This window comes from Erwinia persicina NBRC 102418 (assembly GCF_001571305.1).
GTDB lineage: Bacteria > Pseudomonadota > Gammaproteobacteria > Enterobacterales > Enterobacteriaceae > Erwinia > Erwinia persicina.
The window spans coordinates 15,251-35,002 of sequence record NZ_BCTN01000028.1 but is presented as its reverse complement, the minus strand read 5'-3'; the positions used below and the strand labels follow the sequence as shown (position 1 = coordinate 35,002).

Annotated in this window: 16 protein-coding genes; 9 read left to right on the top strand and 7 right to left on the bottom strand. The window is 55.6% G+C overall.

Annotated features, from left to right (window positions below; all coding sequences use genetic code 11):
- Positions 1 to 514: 514 nt before the first annotated feature.
- From parA to EPE01S_RS20900, 3 genes are all read left to right on the top strand, one after another.
- Positions 515 to 1,141 (top strand): ParA family partition ATPase, encoded by a 627-nt coding sequence (parA, locus tag EPE01S_RS20910; protein WP_062749063.1) that lies wholly within the window; start codon positions 515 to 517, stop codon positions 1,139 to 1,141.
- Entirely contained in the window at positions 1,138 to 1,350 is a 213-nt protein-coding gene (locus EPE01S_RS20905; protein WP_062749061.1) for a plasmid partition protein ParG, read from the top strand. The genes parA and EPE01S_RS20905 overlap by 4 nt, the downstream gene beginning before the upstream one ends.
- A 1,214-nt stretch (positions 1,351 to 2,564) precedes the next feature.
- Entirely contained in the window at positions 2,565 to 3,542 is a 978-nt protein-coding gene (locus EPE01S_RS20900) for a replication initiation protein (protein WP_062749059.1), read from the top strand.
- A 244-nt stretch (positions 3,543 to 3,786) separates the two neighbouring features.
- Here the strand turns inward: EPE01S_RS20900 and EPE01S_RS20895 are convergent, their stop codons facing one another.
- On the bottom strand, positions 3,787 to 4,884 hold the full coding sequence (locus EPE01S_RS20895; RefSeq protein WP_062749057.1) for an oxidoreductase: 1,098 nt from the start codon (positions 4,882 to 4,884) through the stop codon (positions 3,787 to 3,789).
- A gap of 194 nt (positions 4,885 to 5,078) precedes the next feature.
- Here EPE01S_RS20895 and EPE01S_RS20890 point away from each other — a divergent pair, with 194 nt between their 5' ends.
- From EPE01S_RS20890 to EPE01S_RS20875, 4 genes are all read left to right on the top strand, one after another.
- Complete coding sequence (locus EPE01S_RS20890) at positions 5,079 to 6,143, top strand: sugar ABC transporter substrate-binding protein (RefSeq protein ID WP_062749055.1); 1,065 nt, start codon at positions 5,079 to 5,081, stop codon at positions 6,141 to 6,143.
- 9 nt (positions 6,144 to 6,152) lie between these two features.
- Positions 6,153 to 7,397, top strand: a complete 1,245-nt coding sequence (locus EPE01S_RS20885) for an LVIVD repeat-containing protein (RefSeq protein WP_062749053.1) — start codon at positions 6,153 to 6,155, stop codon at positions 7,395 to 7,397.
- 136 nt (positions 7,398 to 7,533) lie between these two features.
- Positions 7,534 to 8,730, top strand: coding sequence for a CobW family GTP-binding protein (locus tag EPE01S_RS20880; protein WP_062749051.1), 1,197 nt, complete (start codon positions 7,534 to 7,536; stop codon positions 8,728 to 8,730).
- A 145-nt stretch (positions 8,731 to 8,875) separates the two neighbouring features.
- Positions 8,876 to 10,558, top strand: coding sequence for an Hsp70 family protein (locus EPE01S_RS20875; RefSeq protein WP_373279694.1), 1,683 nt, complete (start codon positions 8,876 to 8,878; stop codon positions 10,556 to 10,558).
- A gap of 40 nt (positions 10,559 to 10,598) precedes the next feature.
- Here the strand turns inward: EPE01S_RS20875 and EPE01S_RS20870 are convergent, their stop codons facing one another.
- From EPE01S_RS20870 to EPE01S_RS20855, 3 genes are all read right to left on the bottom strand, one after another.
- A complete protein-coding gene (locus EPE01S_RS20870) occupies positions 10,599 to 13,262 on the bottom strand; it encodes a hypothetical protein (RefSeq protein WP_062749047.1) in 2,664 nt (887 codons plus the stop codon).
- Positions 13,259 to 13,975, bottom strand: coding sequence for a DUF1266 domain-containing protein (locus EPE01S_RS20865; protein ID WP_118666169.1), 717 nt, complete (start codon positions 13,973 to 13,975; stop codon positions 13,259 to 13,261). The genes EPE01S_RS20870 and EPE01S_RS20865 overlap by 4 nt, the downstream gene beginning before the upstream one ends.
- Positions 13,976 to 14,391: 416 nt before the next feature.
- Positions 14,392 to 14,910, bottom strand: a complete 519-nt coding sequence (locus EPE01S_RS20855) for a hypothetical protein (RefSeq protein WP_255210171.1) — start codon at positions 14,908 to 14,910, stop codon at positions 14,392 to 14,394.
- Between the two features lie 75 nt (positions 14,911 to 14,985).
- Here EPE01S_RS20855 and EPE01S_RS20850 point away from each other — a divergent pair, with 75 nt between their 5' ends.
- Positions 14,986 to 15,225, top strand: coding sequence for a ParD-like family protein (locus tag EPE01S_RS20850; RefSeq protein ID WP_062749038.1), 240 nt, complete (start codon positions 14,986 to 14,988; stop codon positions 15,223 to 15,225).
- Positions 15,226 to 15,230: 5 nt separating this feature from the next.
- The gene (gene map, locus EPE01S_RS20845; RefSeq protein WP_062749035.1) at positions 15,231 to 16,004 is read left to right on the top strand and encodes a type I methionyl aminopeptidase; all 774 of its coding nucleotides are present in this window, start codon (positions 15,231 to 15,233) and stop codon (positions 16,002 to 16,004) included.
- A gap of 34 nt (positions 16,005 to 16,038) precedes the next feature.
- Here map and EPE01S_RS20840 read toward each other — a convergent pair whose 3' ends face one another.
- From EPE01S_RS20840 to EPE01S_RS20830, 3 genes are read right to left on the bottom strand one after another with little or no spacing between them, the layout of a single operon-like run.
- Positions 16,039 to 17,142: an alkylhydroperoxidase domain protein gene (locus EPE01S_RS20840; RefSeq protein ID WP_062749033.1), complete on the bottom strand. Its 1,104-nt coding sequence runs from the start codon at positions 17,140 to 17,142 to the stop codon at positions 16,039 to 16,041.
- Positions 17,139 to 18,170: a putative FMN-dependent luciferase-like monooxygenase gene (locus EPE01S_RS20835; RefSeq protein ID WP_062749031.1), complete on the bottom strand. Its 1,032-nt coding sequence runs from the start codon at positions 18,168 to 18,170 to the stop codon at positions 17,139 to 17,141. Before EPE01S_RS20835 ends, EPE01S_RS20840 begins: the two co-directional genes overlap by 4 nt.
- Positions 18,167 to 19,741, bottom strand: a complete 1,575-nt coding sequence (locus EPE01S_RS20830) for a dipeptide ABC transporter ATP-binding protein (protein ID WP_157076046.1) — start codon at positions 19,739 to 19,741, stop codon at positions 18,167 to 18,169. The genes EPE01S_RS20835 and EPE01S_RS20830 overlap by 4 nt, the downstream gene beginning before the upstream one ends.
- Between the last annotated feature and the right edge of the window lie 11 nt (positions 19,742 to 19,752).

The following is a 19,752-nucleotide window of genomic DNA, read 5'->3' as shown; positions in this document are numbered from 1 at the left end:
ATACTGCAAGGGAGACAGCGGCGAATGTCAATAAGAGGATTGCAGGATTGCAGGATTGCAGGATTGCAGGATTGCAGGATTGCAGGATTGCAGGATTGCAGGATTGCAGGATAATTTTATCCCTGCCGGGAATGACAACAAGCAGTAACGGTGGGTATCTCAGGATTCAATGATTCAATGATTCAATGATTCAATGATTATAGAATCACCTCTTCATATTACGTCATGCAGATAAAGCGACATATCAGTGTGCTTAAAGCGATAAAGGATAGGGAGGGGAAAGATAAGGATTCGGTAATCCTGCAATTACATGATTACATGATTACATGATTACATGATTACATGATTACATGATTACATGATTACATGATTATCAAATCCTGGGATATTGTTTGCAACCGATGATTACGGTATCTTTGTATCGCAGGATGACAGAATCCTGTGATGTTAAAATCCTATAATCCCAGGATTCTGTCATCCCGGGATATGAGCCAGAATCCTGCAGGAGTGCGTCATGGCGACAAAAATCATTTCTTTCCTGAACGGAAAGGGTGGGGTAGGGAAGACCACCACCTCCATCAATATTGCCACCTGCCTTGCGCGTAAAGGGCATCGCGTCGTGATGGTTGATACCGATCCTCAGGGCAGTATCAGTAACTGGTATGATGAAACGAAGTGCAAATTTGACCTTGCTGAAGCCGCTTCTGAAAAAGAGGTGTATACCGTCCGTAAGCAGTTGAAAGAGTATGATTATGTGGTGATTGATGGTGCTGCTGCGATCACCGCTATTTCGTCTGCTGCCGTGATGGTCAGCGATCTGGTACTTATCCCGGTCACACCTTCGCCGCTTGATTTCGCCGCCTGTGGCGCCATTCTTGCCGTTGTCGAAGCAAGGGAAAATTTGCAGCCGGTGATTGCCCGTTTCCTGATCACCAAAAAAGTAGCCTCGACCCGTATGCTTGAAGTTCTGAAAGAATCCATCCAGGACACAGGCGTACCAGCGCTTAAAACGGCCACAACACAGCGTCAGGTGTATATACGCACAATGCTCGATGGCGGAACCGTATTTGATACAACTGACGGGAATGCGAAAGGGGAAATTGAAGTCATGACTAACGAGATCCTGGAGTTACTGGCATGAAAATGAAACTGGGACAACATCGTCAGCTGGCACCTGCACTGGATGCAGTCAGCAGACCTGCTACCGGCGCAGTAAAGAAGCTGCAAACGAATATTGATGAAGATCTTCACCGTCGTTTCAAAACAGCCTGTTTTATGCAGGGTCGGGAAATGAAAGACGTCCTGACAGAGCTCATTGAAGGCTGGCTGCCCGAGAATGAAGCCCGATAGCCTGCGGCCTGGTCAACCACGGATCCTTCCACTGCTGTCCGATACCGTTCTGAAACGCGATCCCCGGTAGGATCCTTTTAAAAAAAAAGATCGCATCGTCTTTGTTTTTCTTTTTATTTGTTTAGATCTTTAACTTTAAGGGCTGTTTTTTCTTTTAAGGATCAGCGCCTTACAGCGCAATAAGTGGAGTGATTTCCTGCGTCAGGTGGAGTGATTTTCTGTCTGATGTGGAGTGATTTCCTGCTATACGTAGAGTTTTTTCCTGTTGATAACTTTATGATTTATCGGAATATTATTATGTGGAGACATTTTCTGTGGATAACTGTTTTCACGATCCTTTCTGATACCGCCTTATTTCCGCCGCTATTTTTCTCATTTCCTGCCAGAAGGTGATCTGTCACTCCTGTTGGCGGTGACATAAAAGTGACATCGTCACTGTAATACTACCTGTAACCTATCAGGGTTAGTGTCGCTTGCAGTACTTAATCAAGTTATACCAATACGTTAGCTGTAACTAGCGTTTTATACGTGGAGAGATTTTCTGTCGTTACCTGGCCATCACCTCTTCATGTGGAATGATTTTCTGTGCTGCTAAAAAAAACCTGCAGCGGCCTAACGTGGAGAGATTTTCTGTCATATCACTGATTTGTGACAATGTCACCTCGACGTTATATGTGGAATGATTTTATGTGGCTGGCGGTATCACGCTGTCGGGAGGTTAAACGTGGATAAATTTTCTGTGACAGGTGGAGTCTTTTCCTGCTGAGCTCCTGCAGGATCGGCAAAATTTATGCCGGCAGGGGACGGTTCAGGCGATAATGTGGAAAGATTTCCTGTAATCGTGAAAGGTTAATTCATTGAATTTACGCATAATTAATTCATCATGCGTGTTGTCATTTTTTATCCTGTGCAGCCAGTTGCCATCATGTGGAGGAATTTTCTGTAGGGAAGGGCTAAAGGTGGAGATATTTTCTGTTGCTGACATGGGTGATATGTGGAGTCATTTTATGTCATGCAGGGGTGAAAAAAGGATCCTTACAGCCCCACAGACGATCCGGCTGCAGGCCTATGTGGAAAGATTTTATGTTTGCAGACTACAGTTGCCTGCATAACCAGCTGATTGTTAATATAAAATAACCGCGATATTTCACTTTACCTTGATAATTTTTGTGTGGAATACTTTGCTGAACTTTCCACAAAGGGATCCTGTAAAAATGGAGCTTAACAAACTGACGGTTGTGCAAGGTAATGACCTCCTGGAGGGAGCATACAGCGTCACACTGGATGAAATGCGTTTGCTGAACCTTGCACTGGCCCAGATTGACAGCAGGAAACCCCAGCCCGATGCGCTTTACCGTCTTTTTCCCCATGATTATCAGCGAATTTACGGCCTTAATCCCACCAGCAGCCACCGCCAGCTGCGGGAAGCCGCTGAGAGTCTGATGAAAAAGCCCGTGACCATTTATCTGCCCGACCGTAAGACCGGCAAGATGCGAACCGTACAACTGTCGTGGTTTTCCCGTCTCGAATATGTCAGCAGTGATGAGCAAAGTGCCGTCGTACTGCGCTTTGGCCAGGATGTTGCTCCCTATCTCTATGAGCTGAAGGAGTCGTTCACCAAGCTCAATTTTGCCAATATTGCCAAGCTTGATACTTCATTTTCTGTGCGTCTGTATGGCTGGCTGATCAAGGCAAAAAACCTGTATGGACGTAAATCCAGTAAGGCCATTGAGGTCACGCTGGCGCTTGACTGGATGCGGGAAAAGGCGGGTCTTCAGGGCAAGTACGAGGATTATCGCGACTTTCGTCAGAAGTTGCTGGAGCCGACACTGGCACGTATTAACGCCAATACCGACATTTCGGTGATCTGGGAGCCGGTCAAAAAAGGCCGCACCGTCGTTTCCATCAAGTTTTCCTACGTGGATGAATCTGCGCCTGAAGCCAGCAAACCCCTGCGGCCAAAATTCCCGCGACGTCCGCGTGCGGTGGCAGGATCTGAGTTGGAAGGGGACTGGGCGCGTCGCTGTATTACCATTATGGAGCAGTACCGTACCCGTCTGACAGCATATGATCGCGCAGAGAAAGTTCCCCTCACGGATGTCAGAAAGCTGGCCACGTGGTACAAAACAATCGGCGATAAAATCAGCCACAAGCGTGTGATGGCAGAAGTTGCGGAACGTGCGAAAAAATAATATATAAATCAGTTTGATAGCTATATATTCTAGAAGGTTTTTTACTGGTTAAAGTAAGTTACTCACCGGATTATCCCCCGTTTCTGTGGATAAATTTCCTGTTGCTGGGCCAGCAGGCACGCCGGACGTCGTTCATATCAGGAACAGGAAATCTCTCCACATTAGTCGTATTCTGTCGGCTGAAACCGGGGCCGGTGACGCTCATAACCCCATATTTTTCAACACATCTCCCAGTCTGCCGTCTTTACGATCCCTGCTGACCTAATGCTTCCACTGTGATAAAGGCAGTGCGCAGACTCTCCGCGGTGACAGGGACAGAGAGGGCATGAATCGACTCCTCCGGACGCAGCGTATGAGCGATCACCTGCTCAATGTCACTCTGGTTGCCAATATCCACCCCTAACTCCGCCAGGGTGGCCGGCAGATTAAATCGCTGATAAGCGGCGATCAGCTGTCGTGCTGTTTCAATCTGTGACAGCAGGACGCACTGGACCAGAATGCCATAAGCGACTTTTGTCCCATGCAGAAAGCGGGCTGTCTGCGGCAGCACGGTCAGACCATTGTGAACCGAATGGGCGGCAGCAATGCGCGTATAGCGCTCTCCCAGCCCGCCGACCATCCCACCACCGGCAATAATCGCATCAATCACATCGCGGAAATCCTGACTTAATACGCCCTGGTGCTGATCTTCCAGCGCGGTGGCGCTCTGCTTAAGCAGGATGTCGCGCACTGTGGCCGCGGTGTCGATGCCAAGCCGTACTGTCAGAGGCAGGTTCTGTGGTTGCGGGGCCAGCACGACCGCTTCGTACCACTTTGCCAGCGTGTCACCGATCCCCGCCAGCAGGTATTCCACCGGGGCCTGCAGCAGGATTTCAGGTTCAACCAGTACCAGGTGGTTGGCATCCTTAAAGACTTCATAATGGGATGCCTGACCGGCAGCGTTATACCAGACTGACAGTGGGGTCCAGGCGGCGCAGGTGGCGGCAATGGTTGGAACCGCCACGCAGGGGACATTCAGGCGGCGTGCAAGGGTTTTGGCGGTATCCAGCAGGGCACCGCCGCCGACGCCGATCACTACCTGTCGGTCGTCTCCGCAGGCCGTTGCCAGCGTACCAATATCCTGCTCCGTACAGTGCCCCCCAAAGGGAAGATGGCGGACACCCGCCAGAGAGAAACTGTCGGGCAGCCACGGCCTGGCCGCTGCGATGGCGCGCTCGCCGAAGATCCACACGGCGTGGGAAAGCTGATCCTGGCGGTAAAAGTCGTTCAGGCGTTGCAATGCGCCAGGGTGAGAATAGTAGTTGGCCGGGCCAGCGACGACCTGAATATCTGTATTTTCCATAAGTGTCCCTTTGTTTTTATTTATCCTGCTGTCGTGGGTTGCAACTGGCTAATACTTTTTTTGCAGATAGATATTCTTTTTACTTCTTTGTCAGAGAGTTAGCGGCTGTGAAAAAGTGACAGGCCGGTCTTTCAGAGACGACCTGCGTCAAAAAAAAGAGGCCCTTTTCCGCTTTCGCTACAGGGATTTTTACTATGAAACCATTTATCGCCTTACTGACGCTCTGGGTCGCCAGCGCTTTATCTGTCTGCGCTGCCACACTGGCGCCGTTACCGGAGAAGATCGCCAGCCATGACGGGCCGATCCGTATTGCAGTGATCCGTAACCTGGGGTCTGATGACAACACCACGCAGTTCGTTCAGGGGGCCGTTCAGCAGGGGAAAGCGCTGGGCTTTAAAGTCAGTACTTTTTTAAGCAACGGCGATGACGCTCGCTTTCAGGATTTCGTCGAACAGGCCATCAGCCAGAAGTACGACGGCATTATCCTTTCACAAGGGAGGGCCCCTTATTCCACTGGCCTGATTAAGCGTATAACCAACAGCGGGATTGCGGTGTCAGTATTCGATACAGCGACAGAGGGGGATGTGCCGGGCGCAACCGTGACGCAACAGGATGATGCATCGCTGACCGCACTCTCATTTGGCCAGCTGATTAAGGATCACCACGGAAAAGCCAATATTATCAAACTTTGGGTGGCCGGTTATCCACCGATGGAACGCCGTCAGGCGGCGTACAGGGAACTGCTGCAGACGAACCCGGGTATTCAGGAACTGGAGTCGGTGGGGGCGGTCTCCTCCGATGTGCAGGGTGATACAGCCAACAAAGTCGGTGCGCTGCTGGCCAAATATCCGAAAGGGAAGGTGGATGCTATCTGGGGAACCTGGGATGCGTTCAGCCAGGGGGCGCTGAAGGCGCTGAAAGAGAACGGCCGTACCGAGATAAAGCTCTACAGCATTGATGTCTCTGACCAGGATTTGCAACTGATGCGCGAAGCTGGCAGCCCGTGGAAAGTCACCGCAGCGGTCGATCCTAAACTGATCGGCGCCACTAACATGCGTCTGATTGCCCTCAAGCTGGCAGGTGAACCCACCCCGGCAACTTATGACTTCAGGGCAACGGTGATCCCACAGGCGCTGCTGGTGAGTCAGCCGGGTAACGTCAATATGGCCAGTCTGAATACGGTGATCCCGGGTTGGGGACAGACGGAAGACTTTATCGCCCCCTGGTTTTCTACGCTTGAAGCGAAGCACAAAAAATAAGGGATGCCGATGAGTCACACACTTCCCACGCCGGAATACAGCCGGAATATGCGGTTGATCGGCCACAGCGATCAGGGTGGCAGGCCGGATGGGGTACAGCTGATGGTACACCGCGGTTATGCCTATATCGGTCACATGGTGTCAAAGGGATTCTCGGTCGTTGATGTGCGCGATGCTAAACATCCCCGTGCGGTGGCCTATATTCCTGCTCCGCCAGGGACATGGAATGTTCATCTCCAGGCCCATGACGACCTACTGCTGGTGATTAACGCCCGCGATCTGTTTGCCGATGTACGTTTCGCTGATGAAAAAGTCTATTACACCCGCTCTGTGGGGGAAACCGTCAGTGACGTGCAGGAAAGAAGCTGGTGTGCCGGGCTGCGTCTGTTCGATATTTCCACGCCGGATAAGCCCCGCGAGATCAGCTTCCTCTCCCTGAATGGCATTGGCATTCATCGCATCTGGTATGCAGGGGGGCGCTGGGCCTATGTTTCAGCGCTGACTGACGGCTTTAGCGATTACATTTTCCTGACCATCGATCTGGCCGATCCGCTGAAACCGGAAGTCGCCGGGCGCTGGTGGCTGCCGGGAATGAATACTGCGGCCGGGGAAAAACCTGGCTGGGCGGAAGGAAAGCGGTATGCCCTGCATCATGCCATTATCAGCGGGGACGTGGCCTATGGCAGCTGGCGTGACGGCGGACTGACGCTGCTGGACGTCAGCGACAGGACAAAACCTGAGCTGATCAGCCACTGCAACTGGAGCCCGCCCTTTGGCGGCGGAACACATACTGCGCTCCCGCTGCCGGATCGCGATCTCCTGGTGGTGCTGGATGAAGCGGTGCTGGACAATCAGGAAGATGGGGAAAAGCATATCTGGCTGTTTGATATCCGTGAGCCGACTCATCCGGTCAGCATCTCCACATTCCCGCAGCCTGATGAGCGCGATTATGTGGCGAAAGGGGCGCACTTTGGCCCGCATAACCTGCATGAGAACCGTCCCGGCAGTTTTGTCAGTTCCACGCTGATTTTTGCTACCTGGCAGAACGCCGGCGTCCGCGCCGTCGATATCAGCAATCCGTACCGGCCGGTAGAAACAGGTGCGCTGGTGCCTGCGGCGCCACAGCGGATGATGGACACACGGCCTGGTCGCCCCCGTGTCATCCAGTCCTGCGACGTCTTTGTTGACGCTCAGGGCATCATTTACAGCACCGACTACAACGGCGGACTGTCAATTATCGAATACCTTGGATAACCCTCCGCCGTTCTGCTCAGGCATCTTCACAGGGTGCCTTTTTTCTTTCCCGTCTGCTGGTGCCGGACATTGTGTGGGTATTTAATTGTTATGTTATAACATAATAAATATTTTCACTGTCAGGATTAACACACCGATGCAGCGCATTCCCCTTACTGTCCTCAATGGTTTTCTTGGTGCAGGCAAAACCACACTGTTAAAAAGCCTGCTGATGCAGGCTCATCGTCAGCATCTGAGCGTCAGCGCGATTGTCAACGATATGAGCGAGTTGGATATTGACGGCGTGCTGATTGCCAACACGGAAATCGTCGGACGTGAACAGCATAATTTTATTACCGTTTCCGCTGACAGCATCAGCAGCCGCAGTGGTATTGTCAGACTTGCCACCGCACTGGATACGCTGGTCACCAAGCGGCGGCCTGATCATATCTTCCTCGAAACCTCCGGTAGCAGCCACCCGCTGCCACTGATTAAGCTGTTGCGCGACCACCCCCGCGTCAGACTGCAGGGTCTGCTGTCACTGATGGATGCGGTGATGCTGCAAAACGACTATGCCGGAGCCGGCACGCTGCTGCCGCGCTGGCAGGAGAATGTTCGCCGTCGCCGGCGCGGGATCGAGGATCTGCTGGCGGAGCAGCTCCTGTTTTGCAGTCATCTGATGCTGACTAAAACCGACCGCCTGCCCGCCGGTGCGGTGATGACGATTGCCCGCGCGCTCCATCAGATTAATCCCGGCGTGGGGGTGACAGCGCTCCCCTGGGGCAACCTGCCCCTGAAGGAGGTGCTGGCGATACCGGAGTATGATTTCCACCGTGTGGCGAAGCTGGTTGATGAGCTGGAGGAGGTCGTTGAACAGCCGTCCGGCAACGGCCAGCCCTATGAGATTGAATCGCGGGTGATCGAGGACGATCGTCCTTTTCATCCGCGGCGGCTGTGGGACACCTGTCAGCAGCAGCTGGGGGAGGGGATCCACCGCAGTAAAGGTTTTTTCTGGCTGCCTGGCCGGGACGATCTGGCGCTGTTATGGAATCAGGCATCAGGCAGTATTGGCCTGGAATTTATCAGCTACTGGAAAGCCGGGATACTCGCCCACAAAGACAACCATCTTGGGGCTGAAGAACGTCGTATACTGCAACAGCAGCTGGATGCGCAGCCGGGGCGTTTTGGCGACCGGCGCTGCCGACTGACGGTGATCGGACAGCGAAATCAGCTGGATGATTTTTGCCTCGCGCTGCACCGCTGTTTTCTGACTGAGCAGGAAATCGCCTGGTGGCAGGGCGGGGGGGCGTTTAACGATCCCTGGCCGCAGAAGGTCGGCAGGCTGAAAAGCTGAGCGGGAGACCATAACAGGGTTTGCCTGCGTCATGTTCCCCTGAGAAGGGGTTGTGACGCAGGGGCATGACAAATGCTTCTATAATTCAATGCGATTGAATAAAATCCATTTAACACATCATTGATGAGAAAGAATCATGACGGAACTGAAGATGGCTGTCCCGGCGATCGGCATTGATTTAGGCACCACCAACAGTTTGATCAGTGTCTGGCAGGAGGGGCAGGCCCGGCTGATCCCTAATGCATTAAATGAATACCTCACGCCATCGGTGGTCAGTCTGGATAATGATGGCCGTATGCTGATTGGTCGCCCGGCACTGTCGCGTCTGACAACCCATCCGCAGCAAACGGCGGCACTCTTTAAGCGTTTTATGGGCAGTAAGAAACAGTTCCGGCTTGGAAAAGAAACCTTCGATGCGCCTGAGCTGTCGGCGCTGGTGCTTAAATCCCTCAAAGCGGATGCCCAGACCTACCTCGGTCAGGAGATCACCGATGTGGTGATCTCCGTCCCTGCCTATTTCAGCGATGAACAACGTAAACAGACCCGGTTTGCCGCAGAACTGGCCGGACTCAACGCGGTCAGGCTGATTAACGAACCTACCGCCGCCTCTATGGCCTACGGCTTACATACCCAGAACACCGGCCGGACGCTGGTATTTGATCTTGGTGGTGGCACCTTTGACGTGACGGTGCTGGAGTATGATCTGCCACTGATTGAAGTGCATGGCTCTGCCGGCGACAACTATCTTGGTGGCGAAGATTTTACCCAGGCGATTATTCAGGCCTGTTTCAGTGAATGGAAACTCACTGCGGAGATGCTCCCCGCCACTGAACTGGCGCACCTGTACGACTGTGCTGAACAGCTCAAATGCCAGCTCGGTCAGCATAACGCTTCGCAGCAGCTGCGCTGGCAGTGGCAGGAGCAGACCTGGACGCTCTCATTTGATGAGGAGAAACTGGAACAGATCTGGTTACCGCTGATGACCCGGCTGCGTGCCCCCATCGAACAGGCGCTGCACGACGCCCGACTGCGTCCGGAACAGCTTGATCATCTGGTGCTGGTGGGCGGGGCATCGCGGATGCCGGTGATTCAGAAACTGGTGGTGAAGCTGTTTGGTAAATTACCGCATCAACATCTGGATCCTGCCACCATTGTGGCGCTGGGTGCCGCTGCCCAGGCGGCCTGTCGCTTGCGTAATGAAGATATTGAAGAGGTGATCCTCACCGATGTCTGCCCGTATACGCTGGGCATTGCTACTGCCAGCGACCACAGGAGCGGGCTGTTTTCACCGATCCTGGAGCGTAATACCGTCGTACCGGCTTCACGGGTGGAGACCTTCACCACCCGCCATGCCGAACAGACGATGATACGCATTGCTATCTATCAGGGCGAAAATCCCCTGGTCGCCAACAATATCTTTATCGATGAATTACAGGTACCGGTGAAACCCAACGGCGCGTTGCAGAATATCGACGTGCGTTTCAGCTATGACATCAACGGGTTGCTGGAAGTGGACGTCAACCTGCCTGACAGCGGTGAGTCATTAAGTAAAGTGATCGATCACAGCCCGATTGGCCTCAGTCCTGAACAGCAACAGCGGAGTCGTGAACGTTTAGCGTCGGTGAAAATTCATCCCCGTGACACGCTGGTGAACCGCAACTTGCTGGCGCGTTTAGAGAAATCCTGGGCGCAGTCGCTCGGGGACACCCGGGGACAGATTGGCCTGTGGTTAGAAGAATTTGAAACAGCGTTAGCCAGCCAACAGGAAAGCCATATCGCACCGCTGCGTCAGCGTCTGGAGGCGCTGCTGCAGGACATGACCCCGTAACCGGCAAAGAACGGCCGCCCGTCAAACGGGCGGCAGAGACTTATTTTTTGCTTTTTTTACGCCACCATCCCGGCGGAGGGCCAAAGCGGTTTGGCTCAGGCATGCCGCGTTTGAACAGATACATTCCCAGCAGCCTGAGTACCGGTATTTTAATTTCTTTCAGCTTATCCGCAGAGGCCAGACCTAAATCCCGCCCACGTCGTACGACAGCGCTGTAAAGATTCATTACGATCAGCAGGGCCGACAGGGCGGTATTTGCCAGCTGCCCCTCAACCAAAATCATGTTCACGAACAGGACAGCGAGCTTGCTTCCCAGCGCAATCTGCAATACCAGCCCCACCCGCCCCACGCGTGAATTCACTCGCCAGAATTGCCAGAAATAACTGCGGCGCTGCGGGTATTCCGCAAACGCCTTCTGACGGCTGGTATTGATCTGTAGCATTGTCGCTGCCGCTAATCGCAACGTGATGTCTGCACCGGGATCGTCAGCACAGCTTTCAGCAGCGTCACGCAGCTTTGCGTCCAGTACATATTCCGGACTGCTGCCAAGCTGGTGGATCCCCCGGGCAACCGCCGGCGCGTGAAGGGCTCCGCTGGGCAGCATTTCATCAGGGGGCAACACCGGCCGCTGGCGCAACAGTAATTGCTGTTTAAAGGCGACGTCTTCCGGCGAGTGAGCGGTGAGCGCTTCCAGGGCGTCCAGGTGATGCTGGGCATAACTCGCATTCTCATGCGACAGAAAAATCGCATGGAACAGGGCCTGATAAGGGAAGGGCGACTGACCCAGGCGCTCCTGCCACGCTGGCTGATAACGATAGAAATAGTGGGCGGCATTGGACGAGGTCTCATCACGCCGGGCGATGCATTCTTCGATACTGACGGGCAGCCGGGTCCAGCAGTTGAAATGCAGTGAGTTGTTCAGCTCAAGGTGGCTTTTCAGCTGGCTGACTTCATCGCCCCGGGCCAGGTCAATTTGGGTAAATACCTGATACATCGGCCAGAAGGGGTGCGATTCATCCAGCGGAAAATCTTTCAGCTGGCTGAGCAGGGCGATGTTATCAACCTCAAGGTCGAGCATCGCCACCAGCAACATCACCTGACGCAGCGCATCACGTGGTGGCGTCTGGCTGTCGTCCGGTAGCGTAATCGCGGCATTTTCGATGAGATAGCACAGCCAGCTGGTATGCGCCGGCAAGACACTTTCGCCATAGGCCGCATGTTGCGCCAGCCGGGTCAGGCTGTGCCGGGGAAGCGGCCGCCAGTGCCATAACCAGGCGATGCTCTGCTTCCAGGCCGCCCCCTCACTGTCGGCAAATCTTTCAGGTAACGGCGTCTCTTCAGGCGCGGATAACCACGCGCTGAACTCTGCCACCACCGGTGAGCCCTGAAGCCACGCCAGACGCTGCAGGGCCTGGCGCTGCAGACCGCGTAAGATAAGCATTTGCAGCGGCGTGCCGGAAACCGGCTGGTCGACGATCGCCTGTAGCAACGCTTCATTGCCCAGGGTTAACATGCTGGCCTGCCAGTAGAGATGCCGCAGTTCATCTGTGCCATCTTCCTGCAAAAGATGCACGAACATGACCTGTGGGCGATAGCGGCCCGATTTCCAGCTGATGAAGTCAGCGGCCAGGGGCGAAACATCGACCTGCGTTGCTTCGGCCCAGCGCACCAGCGTTTGCGGGGACTGTGCCTGTGGTCGGTATGCGCTTTCATTATCGCCGGTGGCGGAGTCGACAGGCGCAAATTCCGGGCGGTCAAAGGCCTGAATCAGCAGGGGAAGATAATCCGTAAAATGGCGGGCACACCAGGCCAGCAACCACTGCTCAGCTTCAGCATGTTGGTACTGCTCATGCAGGGTCAGCCACAGTGGGAAAGCGGTTTCATTATCCCCCATCATGCCGCAGTGGCTGGCGCTCAGATAGAGCCACTCCGGATCATTCGGATGGCGTTCAAGCTGCCCGAGACAGTAGTCACGCATTATCGCGTTCGATGTCGCCGCGACATTAAACCAGCGTACGACCTGATTCATCAGACGCGGACAGGATGGCCAGAAAATGACACGCGGTTCTTCCAGCAGATAGCGCAACCAGCCCGTCGGTTGTTCCCAGTAAAAATGCCGGACCTGATGGAAATAACTCCGCGTTTCGTCTTGTGCTGCCAGGCTGAGAGGGGCCAGCGTGGCAAGATCGAACATGTCGCCACTGTCGGCAAAGTCGAGCAGCTCGTCTGCCCGCTGCGCCGTGTCCTGATCAAGCTCCGGCAGACGCATCCGCCACTGCAGGCGGTTAGCCAGCAGTAAAAGGCAGTCGGCAGAAACAGGGTGTACCAGTAAAGCGGTCTCCAGCAACGGCCAGCGAAGCTGATCGACAGTGGCGACGGGGTGATCGTCCAACCGGCTGATAAACCGCTGCCAGCTCAGGGGCAGATAACGCTCTGCCGGAGAGGCGAGTAGCCTGCTGAAAGCATCAAGCAGACCTGTGGGGTCGGTATCTGCTGCTGTAACCGGCGGTTCAACAGGCAACAGGGTGGCGGGTGCTTCCATGCCTTTTCGCGCCTGTTCATAGGCCTCACGCAAACGCTTAAAACCTGCCGGATCGCTTTCCGGATGAAACGTGGGCAGCAGTTTGCGATAGGCCTGGCGAATGACCTGCTGATCTTCTGTCGGTTCAATGCCCAGGATTGCCCAACATGGCTGATTACTCATAGGTCCATCTCCGGCAATGATTCGGGTTTATCCATTTCAGGCACGTCGATATGCCAGGGAAGCTGGGATATCGGGCTCTCCGGATGCGTGTAAAGCTGGCGCATTAATTCAATGTTAGTGGTGCTACCGGCGTCTCCGCTAAAGGCATAACGTCGGGCATCGGCGTCAGAGGCGTTGAGTGACTGCCAGTAGAGTCTGCCGATGATAAAACCGGCGTTGTAATGCTGCCAACTGGAGTAATAGTAGCGGGCCCGCACGCCAAGGCGGCTGTGAAACCACAGGTTTTCCGACGGCGTTATCCAGCCGTTAAGCAGCCCGATGCGGCAAAGAAAGCCCATCCTGGCCAAATCCCAGGCACGGATCCCGCCGTCACCACACATCACGGCGCTGTCCGCCACCAGAGCCAGTTTAGCCTGTACGTCCGGCGTTTGATGCGCGACATAATCCTGCCATTCTGTCAGGCTTAGCCGGTGCCACAGTCTGAAATAATGGGCCAGATCCTCCGCATGGCCGTTGTCGATCATTCTCAGAATCATCTCAAACAGCTGTTCGCGTGAATCAATGCCCCAGCTACCATTCAGATCAACGCGGGTATCAAAAGGATAAAACTGATCGCAGTCGTAGGCGGCACCCGACCCGGCATTTATCGCCACCATCGGGGCTGAAAGCGCGAGCAACCAGCGTCGTGCGGAATCATCAATCACTGAGAACATCTCCTGTATGGAACATCAGTTTTATACTGCTATTTCAGTATTATGCCGTCTTCAGGGACGGAACAGTCAGTATTCACTGTCTTTGTGAGTCTTCCCTCTTTCATCGGCCCCGTTACTGTACCGGTGACCCCACCCGCGCCGGTCATTTATACACTTAGCGTGGCAGAAAAACGACGATGTCTCTCCAGGGTGAAAAGTGTGAAGGGCAGGACAGATAATGGGGACACGAAAATATAGCCGCCCGGCACCGATGTCAGCGAAAAAATGGGCTGTCTCTCTCAGGATGAAAGGCGTTCGCTGGCGTAACAGAGAGCTGGCTGGTGGCAGCGACATTCCGGGTATCACTAAAAGGAAGATGTCTGGAGCCTGGCCTGTCTGTTCCGGAGCACAGATGTTCATATTGCCCCTGAACTTCGCTATTTGAAGATGATCTGAACACGACTATTATCAAAAATAGCATGTAAATATTTTTTAAGTATATTGAGGTCTGTTGCACTGTTTAACAGGGCCTGAATATTTTTAAAACCGGTTATTTTTGCCGCCTCGTCAGTGAGTACAATGACCAGTTCGCTTCCGCTGCATTCAATATTTTCAATAGCAGACGGGATCTCACAGGGAGTAGACTCACTCTGAAAACCAATGCACTCATCAGCTGACAGATTTTCCTCCTCAAATTTACTGATGATGACGAAATTTTTAGGGTTGTGCTTATCGTCACCCACCGCCAGCGTGAGTACATCATCTTCATCGATGCATTCAATGCATACGGCATTAATCTTTTTCGTGAAATTCATTAATTCCCTTAAACAGACGTCCTGCTGACGCTGGTGTTTACTGTGACAGAGCGACAAAGTGCCTCGCCATAATAAGTTTGTAGCAGAATAGCGTAAACCCGGTAAAGCGGGTACCAGGCTAACAGGTCTCTGCGATCCCATTCCATTCCTTTTCTCTGGCCATCCCCCGACGATTCTGACAATATACGTTATATATATGTTTCGTATAGGTGCGGTATGGGGATCGTAAAAATTTCGGATCTGATGCATGAGAATCTGCGCATCACCAGTCAGGCCATGAGCCGCTCGATAAACGCCCAGGCTGAACACTGGCTGAAAATCGGCATGCTGGCCGAACTCTATCCCAACCTGACTCACCATCAGCTGGCAAAAGCGCTGGTGAAGACGGAGCTTGAAGGGGGAATGGATCTTAAACGCCTACTGAACGGCGATGTGATGAATGAAAAGGCGGTCTGAAAAATATGGTTACCCTCCACACAGCGGAAGAAATCGAATATGCGCGCGCAGCGGGCCATGCCGCGGCAGAGGTACTGGCGATGATCGCCCCCTTCGTTCGCCCTGGCGTGACCACCGATGAGTTAGACCGGCGCTGCCATGATTTTATCGTAAAGCAGCTGGGCGTTATCCCGGCGAATATCGGCTATCACGGCTACACCCGTACGCTCTGTACTTCGGTCAATCACGTGGTCTGTCACGGTATCCCGGACAGTACGACGTTGCAGGACGGCGACATCGTCAATATAGATGTAGCGGTGATCAAAGAGGGCTGGTTTGGCGATACCAGCCGTATGTACTTTGTCGGTGAGCCTTCGGCACAGGCGCGCCGGCTGGTGGACGTCACCTTGCAGTCGCTGGTGGCGGGGATCCGCGCAGTGCGTCCGGGAGCCCGCCTGGGTGATGTGGGCGCGGCCATTCAGCAGGTGGCAGAAAGGGCCGGGTTTTCGGTGGTGAAAGATTACTGTGGACACGGTATCGGACAGGTCTATCACGACACGCCCGATGTGCTGCACTACGGTAAAGCGGGCACCGGGATGCGGCTGAAGCCGGGGATGATTTTTACCATTGAGCCGATGATCAATGCCGGAAAGGATGAGACTGACGTGTTACCGGACGACTGGACGGTGGTGACGCTGGACGGCTCCCTCTCGGCGCAGTGGGAACATACCATCGCGGTAACGGACAACGGGTTTGACCTGCTGACGCCCTGGCCTGACGGCCCCTGTCAGGCTATCTGAACACCCCGGGTGAATGTTTACCCGGGGTGGCGGTTTACGGGGCCGGCGTGAAGGGTTCACCCAGCGTTAGCATCAGTCGGTTGGCCCAGGCGAAGAAGGCGGTGGACTGTATCAGATCGAGCAGCTCCAGCTCGCTCAGACCCTGCGCCCGAAGCTGAACCAGCTGTGCCTGACGAGGTGTGGGCGGCGTTGTGGACAGGGACGCTGCGAAATCGATGATAGCCAGCCAGCGTACTGCCTGATCGGCTGCCAGCGGTTGGCCCGGTGCAGTATCAATCAGCCGCTGTACATCCTCAGGCTGTTTTGACAGCTGCGCCGCCTTACGGGCGTGGACGGAAGCGCAGTAGATACAGCCGTTGACCTTGCTGGCCACCGTGGCCGCCAGTTCACGCTCTTTACGCGGCAGGCCGCCGGCCGTATAAAAAATCCCTTTGTCTGTTAGCGTACGCTGTTCCAGCAGCGGCAGGTTGCGTCCCAGCAGGCGGAAATAGTCAGAGTCACTGTGGCCAAATTTTGCCAACGTCGCTTTTTCAGCGGCGGAAAATTCCTCCAGCTTTTTGGCTGCCAGCCAGGGCTCCCAGCCCAGCTCTGCGCGGGTAAATGCCGGAGGTGCAGGCTGGCCACTGGCTGTCGTCGGGTCGGTACGCCAGGCTGCGGCCACGGCCGGTTCAGGGCGTTCTGCCCCAACGTCTTCGCCGGACAGCAGTCGTAAACCGCGCAGCAGGCGACTCTGAAAGCTGACAAAAGCCACTAACTGTGACAGCGTCACGATATCATCCGCAGACCAGCCCGCTTGTTCCAGTTCTCGCAGGTGTGCGGGCCCGGCAGCGGCAGGTTGAAACGTCAGTCGTTCCGCGTGCGCCAGCGCGCTGTGCCACTTCTCCCCGGGGGGCGCCTCCTTCTGCCGTGCGGCATAGTGTGCGGCCAGACGAGGTTCGCTGTGCCAGTGTGCCACCTGTTGCGCCATGGCCAGCCGGGCGGGCAGCGGGAAATCACCGTTCCCGTGCGGAGAGAACAGTACATCATAGCTGCCCTGGGCATGTTCGGTGGCGGCGTCACGCGTCAGGCGTGCGGCGGCCAGTGGGCTGTCGGGGGAGATGCTGGCCAGCGCCTGCAGTAAATCATCGGAGGGGATCATACGGTTTCCTTATGAGAATGGGCGGTCACGGGTGGGCGCCAGCCCAGAGCCGGGGCAACTTCGGTCGCCAGCAGTTCAATGGACGTCAGGATCTGATCATGCGGTGGGTCGATCGAATGCACCTGGAACGAGACGTCAGTGACGCGATTCAGGGCGCTATCCCGCTGCAGTGAGGCCACGACCTGCTGTGGCGTGCCGGTATGCACGTCGAAGGCGGCAATATAATCATCCAGCGTTGTCCCCGATACCGGATGCCCAGCTGCGCGGTGCTGGGCGGCCTGGGCGGTCAGTCCCGGCAGCGCCAGGCGGCGGGCTTCTGCTCCGTCACGGCTGACAAACGCCGTGCGCGAGGCCAGGATACGCGGGGTCATCCCCGGTGGCAGCGCGTTCAGGTAGGCATCGATCAGCGGGTTCTGTATCTCATCCAGCGGCAGGTGGGGCGACGCTGCGGGGCGTGGCTGGGTCCGTGACAGCATCAGTCCGTGACCTGCCGCACCGGCGCGTGCGGCACCCGCCACGGAAAAGGTTGCCTGCCAGAGCCGCTCTCCCAGCAGCGGTGCTGCCGGATACAGCCGGTTGTCCTCATCACCCAGTGCTCCACCGGCCCAGGCCTGAAGCAGCGTAGCCAGATTTGCTTCGAACGCTGCGGCGCGCTCATCAAAGGTCAGTCCGAACGGTAAAAAGGACGTGGGCGTACCGCCGGAGCCGAGACCCAGCTCCAGGCGCTGCTGGCTCAGTAAGTCGAGCACGGCGGCGTCTTCCGCCACGCGCAGCGCATTCTCCATGGGCAGCGTAATAATCGCCGTACCCAGGCGAATACGTGAAGTCTGCGCTGCAACGCTGGCCAGAAACAGCAGCGGAGAAGGCAGGCCGCCTTCATGCTCGTGAAAGTGGTGCTGGGCCACCCAGGCGGTGTCGAAACCCCAGCGTTCCGCATGCTGGATTTGCAAGGTGGCGAGTCGGTAACGCTCTCCGGCGCTGGCTTTGTCCAGCAGGCGGGTGAAAAAACCAAGGCGTTTGCGGGTCATACAGGATCCTTAGCGCCGGTCAGCGCAGGAATGGCGGCGATCAGCTCACGGGTATACTCGCTGGCCGGATGCGTGAAAATGCGGTGGGTCTCGCCGCAGTCAACCTGTTGTCCGGCGCGCAGGACGGAGACGCTGTGCGCCAGCTGGCGGACCGTGGCAAGGTCGTGAGAAATAAACAGATAGGTCAGCCCCAGCGCCTGCTGGAGCGCCTGCAGGAGTGTCAGGATCTGCGCCTGAATGGTGACATCCAGGGCTGATGTGGCTTCATCCAGCACCAGGATCTGAGGCCTCAGTACCAGCGCGCGGGCTATAGCAACGCGCTGCCGCTGCCCCCCGGACAGCTCATAAGGTTTGCGGTCCAGCAGTGCCAGCGGCAGTGCCACGCGGCTTGCCACTTCTTCCACGCGCTGCCGCCTGACCTCGCGGCTGAGCGGAGCAAAATTTAGCAACGGCTCCTCTATTATCCTGAACAGGGTCTGAGATGGATCGAGCGAGGCAAACGGATTCTGCCAGACCAGCTGGATCTTCTGCCGAATCTGGCGCAGGGCTTCCCCGCGCAGCGAGCCGATATCGATGCCGTCCAGCAGCACGCGCCCGCTGTCCGCCTGCTGAAAGCCGAGCAGGATACGGGCCAGGGTGGTTTTTCCCGAGCCGGACTCGCCCACCAGCGCATGCGTGGTGCCCCGCGGCACGCTGAACGACACATTATTCAGCGCCTGGAACCCTTCCTCTTTGCCGAGCGGGAAGCAGTGGCTCAGACCCACGATCTCAATGGCTGGCTGCGAAAAAACTGGCGCTGGCGGGATTGGCGGTGTGCCAGAGAGCGCCGGCGCATCGGCAAACAGCTGGCGGGTGTACGGATGCTGTGGATGATGAATAATCTGCCGGGCGGGCCCCTGTTCCTGAACCTCCCCCTGGCGAAATACCACAATACGATCGGCGCGTGCTGCGGCCACGGCCAGATCATGCGTGACTAACAGCACGGCGGTGCCGGATTCGTGCCGGAGGTCATCAATCAGATCCAGAATGCGTTTTTGCACCGTGACGTCCAGCGCACTGGTCGGCTCATCGGCAATAATCAGCGCCGGTTTCAGCGCGATGGCAATAGCGATCAGTACCCGCTGTTTCATACCACCGGACAGCTGATGCGGATACTGCCGGGTCCGCTGCGCTGGGTGTGAGAGGCCCACGCGGGTCAGCAGGGCAATCACCCTCGCTTCCCGATCGCTGCGCGACAGTCGCTCATGCAGCAGCAGGATCTCGCCCACCTGATCGCCAATCGTTTTAACCGGGTTCAGCGAGCTGCCTGGGTCCTGCGGGATCAGGCTGATGCTGGCCCCGCGCAGCGCATTCAGCCGCTTTTGCGACCACTGGGAGATCTCGGTGCCGTTCAGCCAGATTTTGCCGCTTTCGCGTTCGCCGTTCTGCGCAAGCAGGCCAATAATGGCCTGGGCGGTGGTGGTCTTGCCGGATCCTGACTCACCGACCAGGGCCACCACCTCGCCGCGATTAACGTGGAAAGAGACGTCATGTACCACCCGTTTACGCTGCCGGCCGGTATGGTAAGCCATGCTGAGCCTGT